Origin of the sequence: Pedobacter montanisoli, assembly GCF_022809115.1 — a bacterium.
Lineage (GTDB): Bacteria > Bacteroidota > Bacteroidia > Sphingobacteriales > Sphingobacteriaceae > Pedobacter > Pedobacter montanisoli.
This window is the reverse complement of the sequence record NZ_JALGBH010000002.1, coordinates 1,305,843-1,322,115: the sequence shown is the minus strand read 5'-3', so window position 1 is coordinate 1,322,115 and position 16,273 is coordinate 1,305,843. Positions and strand designations below refer to the sequence as shown.

18 protein-coding genes are annotated in these 16,273 nt (G+C 37.0%); 13 read left to right on the top strand and 5 right to left on the bottom strand.

Annotation, left to right across the window (positions count from 1 at the left end; all coding sequences use genetic code 11):
- Positions 1-2 precede the first annotated feature (2 nt).
- Both MMF97_RS13600 and bshB1 read left to right on the top strand, forming a co-directional pair.
- On the top strand, positions 3-509 hold the full coding sequence (locus tag MMF97_RS13600; protein WP_243363043.1) for a glutathione peroxidase: 507 nt from the start codon (positions 3-5) through the stop codon (positions 507-509).
- The gene (bshB1, locus tag MMF97_RS13595) at positions 509-1,225 is read left to right on the top strand and encodes a bacillithiol biosynthesis deacetylase BshB1 (RefSeq protein WP_243363041.1); all 717 of its coding nucleotides are present in this window, start codon (positions 509-511) and stop codon (positions 1,223-1,225) included. Before MMF97_RS13600 ends, bshB1 begins: the two co-directional genes overlap by 1 nt.
- A 50-nt stretch (positions 1,226-1,275) precedes the next feature.
- On the opposite strand, the gene MMF97_RS13590 is transcribed toward bshB1, so the two are convergent.
- Positions 1,276-1,989: a rhodanese-like domain-containing protein gene (locus MMF97_RS13590; RefSeq protein ID WP_243363040.1), complete on the bottom strand. Its 714-nt coding sequence runs from the start codon at positions 1,987-1,989 to the stop codon at positions 1,276-1,278.
- A gap of 8 nt (positions 1,990-1,997) precedes the next feature.
- Entirely contained in the window at positions 1,998-2,477 is a 480-nt protein-coding gene (locus MMF97_RS13585; protein WP_243363039.1) for a GNAT family N-acetyltransferase, read from the bottom strand.
- Between the two features lie 161 nt (positions 2,478-2,638).
- Here MMF97_RS13585 and MMF97_RS13580 point away from each other — a divergent pair, with 161 nt between their 5' ends.
- The 11 genes from MMF97_RS13580 (at position 2,639) to MMF97_RS13530 (ending at position 13,279) form a co-directional block, all read left to right on the top strand.
- Positions 2,639-3,076: a Rossmann-fold NAD(P)-binding domain-containing protein gene (locus tag MMF97_RS13580; RefSeq protein WP_243363038.1), complete on the top strand. Its 438-nt coding sequence runs from the start codon at positions 2,639-2,641 to the stop codon at positions 3,074-3,076.
- Positions 3,076-4,419 carry an oxygen-independent coproporphyrinogen III oxidase gene (hemN, locus tag MMF97_RS13575; protein ID WP_243363037.1) on the top strand — a complete coding sequence of 448 codons (1,344 nt, stop codon included), beginning with the start codon at positions 3,076-3,078 and terminating at the stop codon, positions 4,417-4,419. Before MMF97_RS13580 ends, hemN begins: the two co-directional genes overlap by 1 nt.
- Positions 4,420-4,428: 9 nt before the next feature.
- Entirely contained in the window at positions 4,429-6,810 is a 2,382-nt protein-coding gene (locus MMF97_RS13570) for a heavy metal translocating P-type ATPase (RefSeq protein WP_243363036.1), read from the top strand.
- The gene (ccoS, locus tag MMF97_RS13565; protein ID WP_243363035.1) at positions 6,807-6,986 is read left to right on the top strand and encodes a cbb3-type cytochrome oxidase assembly protein CcoS; all 180 of its coding nucleotides are present in this window, start codon (positions 6,807-6,809) and stop codon (positions 6,984-6,986) included. Before MMF97_RS13570 ends, ccoS begins: the two co-directional genes overlap by 4 nt.
- Before the next feature lie 73 nt (positions 6,987-7,059).
- Complete coding sequence (ccoN, locus tag MMF97_RS13560; protein WP_243363034.1) at positions 7,060-9,201, top strand: cytochrome-c oxidase, cbb3-type subunit I; 2,142 nt, start codon at positions 7,060-7,062, stop codon at positions 9,199-9,201.
- A gap of 4 nt (positions 9,202-9,205) precedes the next feature.
- Positions 9,206-9,388, top strand: a complete 183-nt coding sequence (locus MMF97_RS13555) for a hypothetical protein (protein WP_243363033.1) — start codon at positions 9,206-9,208, stop codon at positions 9,386-9,388.
- Entirely contained in the window at positions 9,375-10,301 is a 927-nt protein-coding gene (locus MMF97_RS13550) for a cbb3-type cytochrome c oxidase N-terminal domain-containing protein (RefSeq protein ID WP_243363031.1), read from the top strand. The genes MMF97_RS13555 and MMF97_RS13550 overlap by 14 nt, the downstream gene beginning before the upstream one ends.
- A 5-nt stretch (positions 10,302-10,306) precedes the next feature.
- Positions 10,307-11,668, top strand: coding sequence for a cytochrome c oxidase accessory protein CcoG (gene ccoG / locus MMF97_RS13545; protein ID WP_243363029.1), 1,362 nt, complete (start codon positions 10,307-10,309; stop codon positions 11,666-11,668).
- 24 nt (positions 11,669-11,692) lie between these two features.
- Positions 11,693-12,124, top strand: coding sequence for a FixH family protein (locus MMF97_RS13540; RefSeq protein WP_243363027.1), 432 nt, complete (start codon positions 11,693-11,695; stop codon positions 12,122-12,124).
- Positions 12,121-12,819, top strand: a complete 699-nt coding sequence (locus tag MMF97_RS13535) for a sulfite exporter TauE/SafE family protein (protein ID WP_243363025.1) — start codon at positions 12,121-12,123, stop codon at positions 12,817-12,819. The genes MMF97_RS13540 and MMF97_RS13535 overlap by 4 nt, the downstream gene beginning before the upstream one ends.
- A 76-nt stretch (positions 12,820-12,895) precedes the next feature.
- Complete coding sequence (locus MMF97_RS13530) at positions 12,896-13,279, top strand: hypothetical protein (RefSeq protein WP_243363024.1); 384 nt, start codon at positions 12,896-12,898, stop codon at positions 13,277-13,279.
- A gap of 79 nt (positions 13,280-13,358) precedes the next feature.
- Here the strand turns inward: MMF97_RS13530 and MMF97_RS13525 are convergent, their stop codons facing one another.
- The 3 genes from MMF97_RS13525 to iscU form a co-directional block, all read right to left on the bottom strand.
- Entirely contained in the window at positions 13,359-15,266 is a 1,908-nt protein-coding gene (locus MMF97_RS13525) for an AMP-dependent synthetase/ligase (RefSeq protein ID WP_243363023.1), read from the bottom strand.
- Between the two features lie 151 nt (positions 15,267-15,417).
- Entirely contained in the window at positions 15,418-15,744 is a 327-nt protein-coding gene (locus MMF97_RS13520; protein ID WP_243363022.1) for a HesB/IscA family protein, read from the bottom strand.
- An 87-nt stretch (positions 15,745-15,831) separates the two neighbouring features.
- Positions 15,832-16,245, bottom strand: a complete 414-nt coding sequence (gene iscU / locus MMF97_RS13515) for a Fe-S cluster assembly scaffold IscU (RefSeq protein ID WP_243363021.1) — start codon at positions 16,243-16,245, stop codon at positions 15,832-15,834.
- Positions 16,246-16,273: the final 28 nt, after the last annotated feature.

Genomic DNA, 16,273 nt, shown 5'->3' with positions numbered 1-16,273 from the left:
TAATGGATATAAAACCCAATATTTATCCGTTTAAAGTTAAGCTTCTTAGTGGCGAAGATGTTAACTTATCGGCTTATAAAGGCAAAGTGATACTTATCGTAAACACGGCATCGGGCTGTGGTTTTACACCCCAATTGAAAGATCTGCAAGAACTCAGAGATAGTTTGAATACCAATGAATTTGAAATATTAGGTTTCCCGTCAAATGATTTTGGAAGACAGGAACCCTTGGAAGGTAAGGCTATAGGTGAATTTTGCGAAGTGAATTTTGGTGTAAAATTCCCCATTTTTGAGAAAATCATGGTAAGAGGCAACGCCGCTCACCCACTTTATAAATTTCTATCGGATAAGAAATTGAACGGCAATATCAATTCTACACCACGTTGGAATTTTCATAAATACCTGATCAACAAAAAGGGAGAGGTAGTAGATTATTTTTATCCTTTTACTAAACCTAACTCATCAAAAATCAAGAAGAGAATTCAAAAGCTTTTAAACGAAAACAGTTAATGAAATTAGACATTTTAGTATTGGCCGTACACCCCGATGATGCAGAATTGGGATGTTCAGGTACAATTTTGAAGCATATAGCATTAGGAAAAAAAGTAGGTATAGTAGATTTTACAAGAGGAGAACTTGGAACGCGTGGCACCGCACAAACCCGCGATGAGGAAAGCCGCGCCGCTACAGAAATTTTAGGGTTACACGCCAGAGAAAATCTAGAATTCAGGGATGGATTTTTTAAAAATGACGAACAGCACCAGCTTGAAATTATAAAGATGGTGAGAAAATACCAGCCTGAAATTGTACTTACCAATGCACTTTATGACAGGCATCCTGATCATGGCAGGGCTTGCGAACTGGCTAATGATGCATTGTTCTTGTCGGGATTAAGAAAAATAGAAACCCATGTTGATGGGGCATCACAAGAAGCATGGCGCCCGCGTTTGGTTTTGCAATACATACAGGATATGTACATCAAACCTGATGTAATCATTGACATCTCAAAAGAGATGAATGAGAAGTTAAATGCTATCAGAGCTTTTAAAACACAGTTTAATAGTGCTGATAATAGCGAACCACAAACTTATATTTCAACACCGGCCTTTTTAGAGGCGGTTATTGCCAGAGCTCGTGAATTTGGTAAAAGTATTGGTGCTGAATATGGCGAAGGTTTTACATCTAAGAAATTATTAGGTGTAGATAATTTATTTAACCTGTTATAACAGGTTAAATAAATTTATAGGAGATTTCTCTCCAGATCTGATTCGCTTTATTATTTTTCGGAAATTATCTTTTTTAACTGTTGGTCAAGTCTTTTTAATTTAATCTTACCATTGGCTTGCCAAACTTCTTTTTGCTTATTATAAAGCCTGATAGCAGGAACAGATTTTATACCTAATTCATCAGCCAATTGCTGGTTCAACTCTGTGTCTATCCGCAATAAAATCAAATCTTTTTGCATATGGGCTGCCTTAGCAACCAAATCCTTGTTTAATTGTTCACAATTGTTGCATTGTGCATTAAAAAAGCTCACTAAGACAGGTTTTTCAGTTTTTAAAATGCTTTGGTATTGCTTAAGGGTTAAGTCCTTTACCGCTATATAATCAAGCGAAGTTTCATAATCATTGCTGAGCCACTTTTTAATACCTCCGCTTAAAGTATATACTTCTTTAAATCCCTGATTAAGCATTTGTCGGGCAGCTTTTTCACTTCTGCGTCCGCTTACGCAATAAACATATACGGGTAACTCTTTATTGAGAAGATTAAGCTTTTGATTAAAATCCGTATCATCAATGTTAAGATTTCTTGCGCCTTTAAGATAACCGCTCTGCATTTCGTAAGGTGCTCTTACGTCTATTAATTGTACATTTTTAGATTGCTCGGTCTGTTCTTTAAACAGTTTGGCATCTAATTCATGTACATCGTTCGCTTTTTGCGCTTTTGCATTAAAAGCAATAAACAGCATTAAGAAAAGTATTTTTTTCATGGTAGTTTTTACAAGGTCTTTAACATCCAGATGTTGCAACCATCATGGCCTGATTGTCCCATGGGTTGATCTAATTGTTTAAATCCCTGTTTCTCATAAATGTTAACGGCAGTAGCAAATTCAGGCAAGCTTTCTAGGTATAGTTTCTTAAAACCGAGATTTTTTGCAGAAGCCACACATTTTTCCATCAGCGCTCTGCCTACACCTTTCCCTCTTGCATCTTTATGCAGGTAAAACTTTACCAGCTCTGCACAATCTTCATCTAATCCGGGAGTAGGAAAAATTCCGCAACAACCTAAAATTTTAGCTCCTTCATCTTCAGCAACCCATAAAATTGATTTTTCAGCCCTGAACAATTCATAGAGTGCATCTGTAGTAGGATCTGTATAGACTGTTCCTTGAGTTGGAGCTTGGTGCTCTGTAAAAACGCCTCGTATAATTTCAGCCAAAGCACTATTGTCTTTGGTCTGTACTTCTCTGTATAGCATGGCTAAAATTACCTTTTTTTACAATAGGCTATTGTAAAGATTGTTTCATAATTCAAATATCCAGTTTAATGGATTTGTGACGAATATCATTTTTTGCCCTAAGCGTACTCACTCAACAACCCGGCAAGGCCACTTAGTTTTGTGTCTTATAAAACATGAATATGAAAGCTATTGCCTACAACATTAAGCCCGAAGAAAAAGAAAACCTGATTTTAGCTAATCATAAAAAGCATGATATCACCATCATTGCTAATGATCTGAATCTCGAAACCCTGGCATTTGCTTCGGGAAAAGAAGTTCTGATTGTTTTTAACGAGGACCCTCTATCAAAAGAAATTATTATAGGACTTAAGCAACTGGGCCTTAAATATATCGCCACTTCTTCTTTTACAACTTCGCATATTGATCTTGAAGCAGCGGGTTATGCAGGATTTAAAATTGCCAATGTGCCCTTAGCCAAAGAGGAGAGTGAACCTTTAAAGCGCATGCAGCAGGTAGTGAGAAATTTAGACAACTGGGCAGCAGGAAAATGTGTAGGTAAAGCCTGTTGTTGCCCTAATGATTGCGGAGCTGCGGCCAGAAACTTAAAACAACATTAATGGAAACTGTAGAGCTTTTAAAAAAATACAATGTAGCTGCTCCCAGATATACCAGTTATCCTACTGTACCTTATTGGGAAAACCATCTGTTTGAAATACAACATTGGCATGGATGTTTAAAAAGCAGTTATAAGGTAAATAAAGACGAAGGAATAAGCCTGTATATTCATTTGCCGTTTTGTGAAAGTTTATGTACTTATTGCGGTTGTAATACCCGTATCACCAAAAATCATAAGGTAGAAGAACCTTATATAGAAACGGTGCTAAAAGAGTGGCAAATGTATGTTGACGTATTAGGAGAGCAACCAAAGATCAAAGAAATACATTTGGGCGGCGGTACACCTACCTTTTTTAGTGCAGAAAACCTGAACAGACTTTTAAAAGGCATAATAGGAGAAGAACCTGACAATGATGTTGAATGCTCTTTTGAAGGTCATCCCGATAATACAACCATTGCGCATTTACAGACCTTAAGCCGTTTGGGCTTTAAAAGATTGAGCTTAGGTATCCAAGACTTTGATCCACGTGTACAATTTATGATCAATCGTTTTCAAACTCCAGAGCAGGTTAAACAAATTACAGAGCAGGCCAGAGCCATAGGTTATGAATCTATTAATTATGATCTTATATATGGATTACCGGGCCAGCATGTAGGAGGTTTGGTAGAGACTATTAAGCAGGTAATTACATTGAAACCCGACCGCATTGCATTTTACAGTTATGCACATGTACCTTGGCTAAAACCTGGGCAAAGACATTTTACGGAACAGGATATTCCGCAAGGCGATGAAAAATTTTCCCTATATAAAAAAGGAAGGGCGATGCTGTTAGAAGCTGGCTATGAAGAAATAGGGATGGATCACTTTGCTTTAACCAGCGATAGCTTGTACACATCGAGCATATCAGGCCAAATGCATCGTAATTTTATGGGCTATACTTCACAACGTACACAGATTTTAATAGGATTGGGTGTGTCTTCAATAAGTGATTGCGGTACTGCCTTTGCACAAAATGCCAAAACGGTTGAAGGATATCAATCGCAGATCAATAACAGCAGATTGGCGGTAGAAAAGGGACATTTACTGACGGATCAAGACTTAGAAATCAGGCAACATATTTTAAATCTGATGTGCAGAAATCGTACATCATTTAGCGAAAAAATACCTTCAAATATAGAAAAAAGACTAAAGCCATTAATTGAAGATAAATTAGTATATTTAGGCGAACACGAAATTGAGATTACGCCTACTGGCAAAACGTTTTTACGAAACGTTTGCATGGCTTTAGATGAACGTTTGTGGCAAAAACAGCCTCAAACGCAGTTATTTAGTGCAGCTATTTAAACTTTTGTCATGGAAGCTCAAAGTGTATTGAAACAAGCGCTCTGCTATCATTGCGGTGACGAACTCAGCCTCTCAAAAATCAGTTATGATGAGAAGAAGTTTTGCTGTATAGGCTGTCGTAATGTTTACCAGTTCCTATCAGAGAACAATATGTGTAACTATTACGCATATAACGATAATCCGGGCACCAGAATTGCGGAGTTGGGGCATTTTGAATACCTGGATGAACCTGCCATTACCCGCCAGTTGATCGATTATAGCGATCAGGAAAATACCATCGTTACTTTCTACATTCCTGCCATACATTGTAGCTCCTGCATATGGCTTTTAGAACATCTTTATAAGGTTAATCAGGCTATTTTTAATTCCCGTATAGATTTTTTGAAGAAGCAGGTTACCATCAGTTTTAAGCACCAGCAGATTTCTTTGCGCAGGGTGGTAGAAATTCTTGCTGGCATAGGCTATGAGCCGCTCATCAGTTTACAGGATGTTGTAAAAGAAAAAAGTAATTCGGTTAACAAGAGCTTAATCCTTAAAATTGCCGTGGCAGGTTTTTGTATGGGCAATGTTATGCTCTTTGCATTTCCGGAATATTTTGGCTTGAGCGAATTAGAAAAGAACTTTCAACATTTATTTGGTTGGTTAAATCTCGCTTTCTGTATTCCGGTTACTTTTTATTGTGCCAGAGATTATTTTAAATCGGCCATTACCAGTTTAAAACATGGCATGATCAATCTCGATACGCCCTTGGCCTTAATCATTGCGGTACTTTTTATCCGTACAACTATAGCAGCAATATTTAACACGCCAAGTTTTGCAGATACTTTAACGGGTTTAGTTTTTTTGTTATTGATGGGTAAATGGGTAAAACAACGCACTTACCATCATATCTCTTTTGATAGAGATTATCGCTCTTATTTTCCTATTGCCATAAATGTTTTAAAAGAAGGTAAAGAAAAACCCACACCTATTCATGAAATAGTGATGGGCGATCGTCTGTTGATCCGCAATGGTGAATTGATTCCGGCAGATTCTATTTTGTTAAAAGGAGAAGCCTGGTTGGATATGGGCTTTGTTACAGGCGAATCTGATCCACAGCAAAAAGTATTGGGAGAAATTGTATATGCCGGAGGCCGACAAATAGGAGAGGCCATTGAATTAGAAGTGGTAAAACCAGCTTCTCAAAGTTACCTTACTGGTTTATGGAATAAAGAAAATTATAAGGTCAGCACTAAAACCACCAATTTTAATGACAGTGTGGCTAAGGTTTTTACCATTGCGGTTTTTGTGATTGCTTTTTCAGCTGCCAGCTACTGGTATTATCTTAACGATAGTATAAAAGCCTGGTCGGCATTTACATCGGTAATTATTGTTGCCTGCCCTTGTGTAATAGCGTTAAGTACGCCTTTTACCTTATCAGCTATTTTATCTGTGTTCGATAAAAAAGATTTCTATGTAAAGAATACAGATGCAGTAGAGCAATTGGCCACTTTTGATACGATTGTTTTTGATAAGACCGGTACATTGACCAGTACAGAACAGGCCAATATCCATTTTACAGCTAAATTAACCGCATACGAAGAAACATTGGTGGCTTCTTTACTGTATCAGTCATCACATCCTTTAAGCAGACAGGTATTAAAAACACTTAAAATTAAAACAATACTGGAAACCGAGCATTTCGAAGAAGTTCCCGGAAAAGGTTTAAAAGCAATGATTGATGGCATAGAAGTATATGCCGGTAGCAAAAGAATGATGCCCTTTAATATTGATTCCGCAGAAAACGGAGGCGTACATATTGTAATTAACAATGAATACAAAGGATGTTATGCTGTAGAGCAACAATGGCGTAAAAACCTTAACCAGTTGATCCATAAATTACAACATGAATTTAAGCTTGCCTTACTTTCAGGAGATACCAATAAAGACGAGCAATACCTGAAACTTATTTTTGACGAGAAGGTGCAGATGCTGTTTAACCAAACTCCGCATGAAAAATTAAATGCCATTAAGCAAAAACAATTTCAAGGTGAAAAAGTAATGATGCTGGGAGATGGTTTAAATGATGCCGGAGCCCTTAAACAAAGCGATTTTGGCATTGCCGTAACAGATAACATCAACAACTTTACACCGGGTTGTGATGCCATTTTAAAAGGAGATTCGCTCCATTACCTGCCCAACTTTATACAGTTGAGCAAAGATGGTCTTAAAACCATAAAAGTATGTTTCGCTATTGCTTTAATATATAACTGTGTGGGATTATTCTTTGCTGTACAGGGTACTTTATATCCTTTAGTAGCGGCTGTATTAATGCCCATTAGTACCATAACCATTATTAGTTTTACCAGTGTGGCAACAAGGTATTTTGCCCGCAAAAATAATCTGATATGAGTATATTATACTTTTTAATTGGGTGCAGCATCTTAATGGCTCTTATCTTTTTACTGGCTTTCTTCTGGTCCTTAAAAAATGGTCAGCATGATGATGTACATACGCCGGGTATCCGCATTTTATTTGATGATGATGTAACTGAAGAAAAATCTGATAAAGATCACATTTCTCAGTAACCATGGTCATCAGCCATGCTACAAACTAAAAATAACTTTGCTATATAAAATCCAATTAATTTTCTATTAAACTATGCAGCTAGAAAAATTTACTTACGACAACAAGATTGTACGCAATTTTGGACTTGCTACCTTGGTTTGGGGTATTATTGGAATGACCGTAGGGCTCCTCGTAGCCATTCAGTTGTTCAAGCCCAGTATGAACTTAGGTAATCAATACACCACGTTTGGACGTATTAGACCCTTACATACCAATGCCGTAATATTTGCCTTTGTGGGTAATGCCATTTTTATGGGTGTTTATTACTCTTTGCAGCGTTTGCTCAAAACAAGAATGTTTAGCGATGTATTGAGTAAAATTCATTTCTGGGGCTGGCAGTTGATTATTGTTTCGGCTGTAATCACTTTGCCTTTGGGACTTACCTCATCACATGAGTATGCAGAGCTCGAATGGCCTATTGACATTGCCATCACTGTTATCTGGGTGGTTTTTGGGATCAATATGTTTGGTACTATCCTCAAACGAAGAGAGCGCCATTTATATGTAGCCATATGGTTTTATATCGCAACCTTTGTTACGGTAGCTGTATTGCATATCGTAAATTCTTTTCAGCTGCCGGTTTCGTTATTTAAAAGTTATTACATTTTTGCAGGGGTTCAGGATGCGCTGGTACAGTGGTGGTATGGACACAATGCAGTGGCTTTTTTCTTAACTACACCATATTTAGGTTTAATGTACTATTTCTTACCTAAAATGGCTAACAGACCTGTGTACTCATACAAACTGAGTATTTTACACTTCTGGTCATTAATCTTTATTTATATCTGGGCTGGGCCGCACCACTTATTATATACTTCTTTGCCGGGATGGGCGCAATCATTAGGTGTTGCTTTTTCGGTAATGCTGATTGCACCAAGCTGGGGAGGTATGATTAATGGTTTATTAACCCTGAGAGGTGCGTGGGATAAAGTACGTGAAGATGTAACCCTTAAATTTATGGTGGTTGCCCTTACCGCTTATGGTATGGCAACTTTTGAAGGCCCTCTGTTATCCTTAAAACAAGTTAATGCTATTGGTCACTTTACCGACTGGATAGTTGCCCACGTACATGTTGGGGCTTTGGGTTGGAACGGATTTTTAACCTTCGGTATTTTATATTGGTTGATCCCTCGCATGTACAAAACAGAGTTGTACTCTAAAAAACTAGCTTCATTCCATTTCTGGATAGGTACCTTGGGTATTTTGTTTTATGCAATACCAATGTATTGGGCTGGTTTTACACAAGGTTTAATGTGGAAAGAGTTTTCACCTGAAGGCTTATTAAAATATCCAAACTTCTTGTCAACCACCTTGCAAATCATTCCAATGCATGTTTTACGTTCAATTGGAGGTGGTTTATATCTGATAGGCGCATTGGTAATGACCTATAACTTGGCTAAAACCATGTTGAAAGGTAAACTGGTAGCAAATGAAGAGGCAGAAGCTATGCCGCTACCTAAAGTTGTAACAGAAACAGATCCGGGCGACAAAAAATGGCACCGTGTATTAGAGCGTAAACCAATGAAGTTTATGGTCATCTCGCTAATTGTGATTTTAATAGGAGGAATGGTAGAAATGATGCCAACCTTTACCATAAAGTCAAATATACCTACCATAAGCAGCGTTAAACCTTATACACCACTTGAACTGCAAGGACGTGATCTTTATATCAAAGAAGGCTGTGTAAACTGCCATTCGCAAACAGTAAGACCTTTCCGTTCTGAAACAGAACGTTATGGCGAGTATAGTAAGGCAGGTGAATTTGTTTACGATCATCCATTCTTATGGGGAAGTAAACGTACCGGGCCAGATTTACACCGCATAGGTGGAAAATATTCAAACGCATGGCATTATAATCACATGCTGGATCCTACTTCTATGTCGCCGGGTAGTATTATGCCTTCTTATCCATGGTTAATTGAACAAAAACTAGATACCACAAGCACGGCTGCTAAAATAAGAGCTATGAAAACCCTGGGTGTACCTTACAAAGAAGGATTTGATAAGATAGCCAATCTGAAGCTTACAGAGCAGGCAGAAGAAATTGCGGCAGATTTGAAGCAGAATAACATTAATGTTAAAAGCGACCGTGAGATTGTTGCCCTTATCGCTTACTTACAGCGTTTGGGTACAGATATTAAAATGAATAAAGGAATTATACCATCAAACCAGTAAAATTATGTTTAAGCAAATTAAAGATCTGGCAGGAGGTGAGCTGTATTTAATTACCTCATTATTAATATTCATGGTGTTTTTTGTACTGGTGGGCATCTATCTTTTTAAGATGAGCAAAAAACACATAGAAGTTATGCGCAATTTACCTATAGATGAACCTCAAACCAACTCTTATGAACAGGATTAAGTTTAGTATATTGTTTTTATTCATTGGATTTTCGGCATTTGCACAGACAAGTGCCGAAGTCCCTGAAGCAGCGGCTTCAGCAGGCTGGAGCCTGAGTATTACTGAAATACTTGTAATTGTTGCTTTGATTTTTGCTGCACTGTCTTTATGGGTTACAATAATATTGTACAGAACGTTTAAGCTCATTTATGAGGAACAGAAAAACCCTAAACCTTATCATATAGCTGAAAAGGTTCAGAAATTAGAATATGACGAATGGAAGAAACAGCAGAAAAAAACACTATCTGTTTGGGATAAGCTTTTAAGTCTGAAACCTATAGAGCAGGAAAAAGATTTAGAAATACCTCATAGTTACGATGGTATCAAAGAACTAAATAATCCTATACCTGCTTGGTTCAATATATTGTTTTATGGAACCCTGATTTTTGCAGCCGGATATTTATATTATTATCACGTAGGCGGATATGGTCAAAGACAGGATGATGAATATGCTACTGAAATGGCTAAGGCAGATGAAGAAAAACGTAAATTCTTGGCAAAATCGGCCACCAGTGTTGACGAAAATACCGTTAAGGTAGATGAAAGTCAGATTGCGGTAGGTAAGGGCTTATTTGATGCTAATTGTGTAGCCTGTCATGGTGAACATGGCGAAGGCCTGGTTGGTCCAAACCTAACAGATGAGTATTGGTTGCATGGTGGAAGCATCAAAGATATTTTTAAATCGATTAAGTACGGTATTCCTGAAAAGGGAATGGTAAGCTGGGAGAAAAATATGAGTTCGGCTAATATCAGTGCTGTAGCCAATTATATTTTATCATTACAAGGTACCAAGCCTGCTAATGCCAAAGCACCACAAGGTGTAAAATATGAACCTGAACAGGAAGCAACAGCAGAGCCTGACCCTAAAAATTAGTTGTTTTGAAAGCCAAAGAGAAACATACCAGAAATAAAGGGAGAAACTTTATTTACCCTAAGAAACCATCGGGTAAATTATATACACAGCGTAAATGGGTTAGTTACATTCTGCTTTTATTTTTATTTGCCTCGCCTTTTGTAAAATTTAAAGGCGAGCAACTGGTATTGCTCAATTTTCTGGAACGTAAGTTTGTTTTTTTCGGGCTCATATTTACACCTCAGGATTTCTACCTTTTTGCATTGGCCATGCTCATCTTCATTCTTTTTATCGTTTGTTTTACGGTAATATTGGGGCGTTTATGGTGTGGTTGGGCCTGTCCGCAAACCATTTTTATGGAAATGGTGTTCAGGCGTATAGAATATTGGATAGAAGGTGATGCGAACCAACAGAGAAAACTAGATGCCCAACCCTGGAATACAGAAAAAATCTTTAAAAAGGGAACAAAGCACCTGATTTTTCTGCTCATATCGTTTTTCATCGCCAATACTTTTTTGGCATATCTCATCAGTTCAGATGCTTTATATAAGATCATTTCTGAACCTGTTAGCGAGCATTGGGTAGGTTTTGCATCGATATGGATTTTTACATTCGTATTTTATATGGTTTTCTCTTATGTAAGAGAGGTTGTTTGCACGGTAATTTGCCCTTATGGACGTTTACAGGGCGTTTTATTAGACAACAAAAGCCTGATTGTAGCATACGATGTTACCAGAGGTGAACCAAGAGGAAAAGTACACAAAGGCGTACAAGAACAAAAAGGAGACTGTGTAGATTGCGGCTTGTGTGTACAAGTATGTCCTACAGGTATAGATATCAGAAATGGAACGCAATTAGAATGTGTAAACTGTACAGCTTGTATAGATGTCTGTAATGATGTAATGTTAAAAATTAACCGCTCTGAAAATTTAATCGGTTTTTATAACCAGGATTATATCAATACCAGAAAACCATTTAAACTTGGACTTAGAGCATATGGTTATGCAGTGGTACTTGTTGTAGTAATCTTGGTGTTTTCATCATTAATCTATAAAAGACAGGATGTGCAGACTACGGTTTTAAGAGCAAGCGGTACTTTGTATCAGATAAGACCTGATGGTTCTATAAGTAACTTGTATAATGCAGAGTTAATTAACAAGACCAATAAAGACATTGTGTTTGAGTTTAAATCTACTAATGCCGATGACCAGATACAGATCATCAGAGGTACAGATGTATTGCCTAAAGAAAGTACGGTTAACCTTACCTTCTTTTTGATCAAGGATCCTAAAAAGATAAGTAAATATAAAACAGAAGTTGATTTTGAGGTGAAAGCAGATCATAAAGTGCTAAGTACAGCTACGACTACTTTCTTCTCGCAGCCTTAATAATACATTAAATTATAATTCAGGATGAACTGGGGAACAAAAATAATTTTAAGCATGATCGCATTTATGCTCTTTATTGTGAGCATGGTAGTATATATGTTTAAAGTTAACGATGATGATGCTTTGGTAGAAAAAGATTACTACGAAAAGGGAATCAATTATGATCAAGAATATGATGCACAGAAGAACACTTTGGATGATAATTTTGTTCCTAAGATAGAGATTACGAGTACGCAGATCATTATACAGTTAAAAGAAGCTGCCAGCAATTATAAATTAAAAATATTAAGACCTTCGGCAGCTAGAGAAGATATTAACCAAGAGGGTACTCCCGTTGGAGACCACAATATTATCTTAATTGATAAAACAAAGATGTCTCCGGGTTTGTGGTTGCTTTCATTGGAATGGAAATCTAATGATAAGCCTTATTTGTACAAAAAAGATATAACACTGTGAGTTATTTATCGCTTGCTTTTTTAATGGGATTTTTAGGGAGTTTACATTGTGCCGTTATGTGCGGACCAATTGTACTTGGCCTTCCTGTGCAAAACAAAACCCATTGGAAAGCGGCATTACAGATGTTATCTTATCAGTTGGGCAGAGTTTTGACGTATATGTTTTTAGGCTTATTTGCAGGTATTCTGGGCAATACGCTTAAACTTATCATTAGTCAGGATACATTGAGTTTAGTAATTGGTATTACGCTTATTGCTTTTGTATTGTTGCAATTAAGTGGAAAGTATAACCATAAGTTAAGCAGCTGGCAGTTAAAGATCGTTTCGCCAATCAGTCGATTTATGTCGTTGGTTTACCGCTTGCCTTTATGGGGATTTTTTGCCGGAATGTTAAATGGATTAATTCCTTGCGGTATGGTGTATCTGGCCTTGGCTACCGCAATCAATACCCCAGATGTGCAACATTCGGTAACATTTATGTTGTTATTTGGTTTAGGTACCATACCTTTAATGTTAACAATTTCATTGGGAGGAGTGTATCTTAAAAGATATATAAAAGTTAATACCAATAAGCTTATCCCTTGGTTTACAGTGTTTATAGGTATTCTTTTCATTTTGCGCTCAGCAAATTTAGGTATACCTTTTCTCTCTCCAACCATTTATCAGTCGCCCGGTACAGTTGTGAATTGTGAGTAATCTAAGTAATTACCGACTATTAGGTATTTTTTTAGCCATTTTAAATCATCATTTTTGTAGCCCGACCAAAATAAGCATGATCAAGAAAAATAACTGCTCTATAATTCTGGCCTTGGCCATTTTTTTATTTTTTAGCTGCGAGAAAAACGAGACTGTCGAAGGAGTGGGCTCTTATGCGCTAGCTATTAATAATGCAAAACAATCTGCTCTGCAATTAAATATCTTTATTGATGATGAATTTAAAGAAGTTTTTACGGTAAAACCCGGAAGAGCTAATCATATTTCAGATTGTGATGATCTGAATAAACCCGATAAAACCATGAATAATTATATCATTTCAAGTATAGCATCGGGCAATCATAAGATAGAGATTAAAGATAATGACGGAGCTGTTTTAAAATCGCTCAATTTTACGATTGGTAACAAAACATGCGTTCTTCAGAAAGTAGATTTTAACTGATAAAAAAATCAGGAAAATACCTGAAAGCATATTTCCTGATTTTTTAAGTAAACTCTTTTTATGAAAGCAGAAGCATGACTTAATCAGCTTCTACTTCTTCCTGGTACATTTCATTTATGGCCTGAGCGTATTTTTTCTCTACCACACGGCGTTTAACTTTTAAGGTTGGTGTAATTTCACCTTCTTCTATACTGAATGGATTACGTTTGATCTTAAAGTTCTTGATTCGTTCAAATTTGGCCAATTCATTTGATATTTTCTTGATATCGATAGCCATCCAATCATTAATTTCCTTATCCTCTATAAAATCATCAGGCTTCTGAAAGAAGTCTTCTTTTAAATTGAAGGTTTCCTGTAAAGTTTCTTTATTAGGGATGATAATAGCAGTAATGTATTCCTTTTTATCGCCGATTAAGAACAACTGATCTATTTTCGGGCTTTTTAGATAAGTGTTCTCAACAGGAGTAGGGTAAACGTTCTTTCCATAAGCATTTACAATCATGTTCTTAAGTCTATCTGTAATTTGCAGATTACCTTTATAGAAACGTCCTATATCGCCGGTGTGAAACCATTTATCTTTATCAATGGCTTCGGCTGTTTCAGCAGGTTTGTTAAAATAACCTTTCATTACACAATGTCCACGCACAATGATTTCCCCTTCTTCACATTCAAAATTCTCATTGAAAGTTTCATGTGTTTGTATGGTAACCATTTTCTTATCCTCAACGTTCTGAATGCCGATTTCTATGCCCGGAATTACACGGCCCACCGTTCCATATACCTGTCTGTGGTATTCAGTTACCGACATTACCGGAGAAGTTTCTGTTAAACCAAAACCTTCTAATATTTTAATACCCAAGTCGCCAAAGAACTCACCCACATTTTTAGGTAATGCTGCACCGCCTGATATCATAAATTTTAAGCGTCCGCCTGTTTTTTCTTTGATCTTGCTGAAAACAAGTTTTTCTGCAATGGCCTTTTCTGCGCTCAGGATAATGCCCGGTGTTTTTCCAGTTTCTTTAGCGATACGGTAACTATTACCGATTTTTAATGCCCAGTTAAATATTTTGGCTTTTACGCCGCCTGCAGCCGTACCCGATTTTATGGCCTTATCGTGTATGCGTTCCAGTAAACGGGGTACACAGCTCATTACTGTAGGTCTTACTTCGCCCATATTCTTGGCCAGTAGTTCTAAACTTTGCGCAAAAGCAATTTTACAGCCTTGGGCACAGCAAACATGATAGGTTGCTGTACGTTCAAACACGTGCGATAAAGGCAAAAATGAAAGGAATGTTTCAGTTTCGTCTATCACAGGAATCTGTTGCAGGCAAACCTTAACATTCTCTACAAAGTTATAATGGGTTAACATTACACCCTTAGGCGTTCCTGTTGTGCCCGAAGTGTAAATTAAAGACGAAACATCATGAGGTAATACTTCAGCTCTGCGCTGGTCTATTTTGGCAATATGCTCAGGTGTAACTGTAGTGTCTAATATATATTGGTAGGGAATGATTTCAGCTTTTACATCATCAGGAACAACTATTTTTCCATAATCGGAAAAGGTGGGTATAATGTATTTAAGCTCAGCACAATTATCGGCAATCTTTAATATTTTTCTATACAAGAAAGGATTACCCACAAGTATAGCTTTAATACCCGAATCGTTAACGATATAAGCCACTTCCTGTTCAGAAAGGGTAGGGTAAATGGAAACATTGATTACCCCGATCTGCTGGATACCCTGATCGTAATAAACATATTCAGGAGAGTTTTCTATCATTAGCCCAAGCCTGTCGCCTTTTGCAATGCCTTTTTCTAAAAAGAAAGTAGAAACAGCATCGGCTCTGGCTAATGTTGTAGCAAAAGATATTTCTTCCCATTCTGCACCTTTCTTATGGATTAAAAAGGTTTCTTCGGGTTGGTGGATATTTTTTACAACATTACGCAATAAAGACGGAACAGTAGAAAACTCGTTAAATGCTACCATATTAAATTACTGGGTTTGGTTTAATCAACAATGATAAACTATTGTGATTAATAATACAAAATGTAGAGCTTTTTGTTGGTAAAAATGTAGATGCTTTAAAAAGCAAAAGGCATCGTTGTGTACGATGCCTATACTATAATTTATTAATATATTAAACAGAGAAACTCTCACCACAACCACAAGTACGACTTGCGTTGGGGTTTATAAAGTTAAATCCTTTTCCGTTAAGACCATCGCTGAAATCAAGCTCAGTACCGGCTAGGTACAGGAAAGATTTCATATCTAATGCAACCTTAACGCCATTATCTTCAAAAAACTGATCGCCTGTTTTCTCCTCGTTGTCAAAATCCAGGTTATAAGATAAACCCGAACATCCTCCACCTTTAACAGATACACGTAAAAAGTAGCCTGCCCCTAAATCGGCATCCTGCATTAAGTGTGCAATCTTATCTTTTGCTTTATCGGTTATAGTTATCATAGTATCGAGATTTGAGATGCGAGATATGGGATTTGAGACAGGAGGGTTTTAAAAAACTCACATCTCAATCAATTCCTCACATCTAAATTAATGGTGCGATTTAGGTAATTCTAATGCTTCCAAACCATTTTTTACACGGTAATCGTTAATAGCCGATTTAATGGCATCTTCTGCCAATACCGAGCAGTGGATTTTTACCGGAGGTAAAGCCAGTTCTTCAACAATATCCATGTTATCAATAGTTAAAGCCTCATCAATTGATTTACCTTTTAACCATTCTGTTGCCAGTGAAGAAGAAGCAATTGCAGAACCGCATCCAAAGGTTTTAAATTTTGCATCGGTAATTACATTATTGTCATCTACTTCTATCTGTAAACGCATTACGTCGCCACACTCTGGAGCACCAACTAAACCAGTACCCACATTTTTTGAATCTTTATTTAAAGTACCAACGTTGCGGGGGTTGGTATAATGATCAATTACTTTTTCTGAATATGCCATGGTATTTTAGATTTTTATAATTTACGAT